This window comes from Mesorhizobium sp. M7A.F.Ca.ET.027.03.2.1 (assembly GCF_003999175.1).
Classification (GTDB): Bacteria; Pseudomonadota; Alphaproteobacteria; order Rhizobiales; family Rhizobiaceae; genus Mesorhizobium.
Genome location: NZ_RZOM01001457.1, coordinates 1 through 1,113, shown reverse-complemented (window position 1 = coordinate 1,113; position 1,113 = coordinate 1). Strand labels below are relative to the sequence as shown.

Here is a 1,113-nt window from a genome sequence, read left to right as displayed (position 1 = left end):
GCTGTGGCGGATCGTCGACGTGCTTGTCGAGATCGGCGCGCAGCGCGGCGTGTCGGCAGCGCAGGTGGCGCTGGCCTGGCTGCTTGGCCGGCCGGCCGTCAGTTCGCTGGTGATCGGCGGCAGGACGGAAACGCAGTTCCGGGACAACATCGCGGCGGCAAGCCTGGTGCTTTCCGGCGAGGAGCGCGAGCGCCTCGATGCGGTCAGCCGGCCGCCCTTGCTCTATCCCTACTGGCACCAGCAGCTGACGGCAAAGGACCGTTTTGGTGCTGCAGATCTGGTGATTGACCGAAGCGGCATCTGATCGGCAAATCGATGGCGATAGGTATTGGCCGCCGCAATGATGGACCTGGCCCCTTCATTGCGACGCGCATCTTGCAAGCCTGGCCATCATCGACGCACTATCGCTTCAGCTGTTGTGTTTGACGGCTAATGCTCCTAGGCAGGACCAGAGCCGCGAGGCAGTAAAAAGGAGCCAATATGGCGCGACCACCAAACTACGATCAGGAACGCAAGGAACGCGACCGCCAGAAAGCGGCCAAGAAGGCCGAGAAGCTGGCAGCCAAGGTTGCAGCGCGGGAACGTTCGAAGCCCGAAGACGAGACTGAAGCCGAAACCGAAACGGCAAAGTGACGGCAAACGGCCCGCAGATGCGGGCCGTGCCTCAATCCAGATTGCCGCCCCAAATGTCGGCTTGTGTCAGGCGGGCGCCTTGTCGCTGACGAACACGTCCACTTCGCGTGCTGCCGCGATGAAGGCGCGCCTGGCGTTCATCGCCGGTTTGTCGCCGGCGAGTGCGTCATGGCAGGCCTGCAGGGCCGCGCGATGCTTGGGGCTGCGCTTGCCGGGCCAGCTGTTGAGGAGGTAGTCGGAAGCCTCACGCGCCGTGCGCAAGAGCTGAGTGCTTCCCGCCGCGACTGACTTCACAGTCACAGGTGTTTCAAATCGGTTGTTTTCCATGGCCGCTCCTTACGCCATCGGCGTCTGCGAAGCGAGGCGAAAGTGCGCATACGTCCAGACGCCGCTTTGCGCCCCTTCATCCATTAAGCAGCAACGACGGCAAAGCCTCTGGCGCGAAGACCGCGCCGATCGTTGGCGAGCGACGTCACCAGC

At 63.4% G+C, this 1,113-nt stretch carries 3 protein-coding genes; 2 read left to right on the top strand and 1 reads right to left on the bottom strand.

Going from position 1 to position 1,113, the window contains the following annotated elements:
• Both EN750_RS35580 and EN750_RS35575 read left to right on the top strand, forming a co-directional pair.
• Positions 1-304: aldo/keto reductase (locus EN750_RS35580; protein ID WP_145968253.1), on the top strand; the 304-nt coding region annotated here is incomplete at its 5' end.
• Between the two features lie 176 nt (positions 305-480).
• A complete protein-coding gene (locus tag EN750_RS35575) occupies positions 481-633 on the top strand; it encodes a hypothetical protein (protein ID WP_013532262.1) in 153 nt (50 codons plus the stop codon).
• Positions 634-699: 66 nt separating this feature from the next.
• Here the strand turns inward: EN750_RS35575 and EN750_RS35570 are convergent, their stop codons facing one another.
• Entirely contained in the window at positions 700-933 is a 234-nt protein-coding gene (locus EN750_RS35570) for a DUF982 domain-containing protein (protein ID WP_244506945.1), read from the bottom strand.
• Positions 934-1,113: the final 180 nt, after the last annotated feature.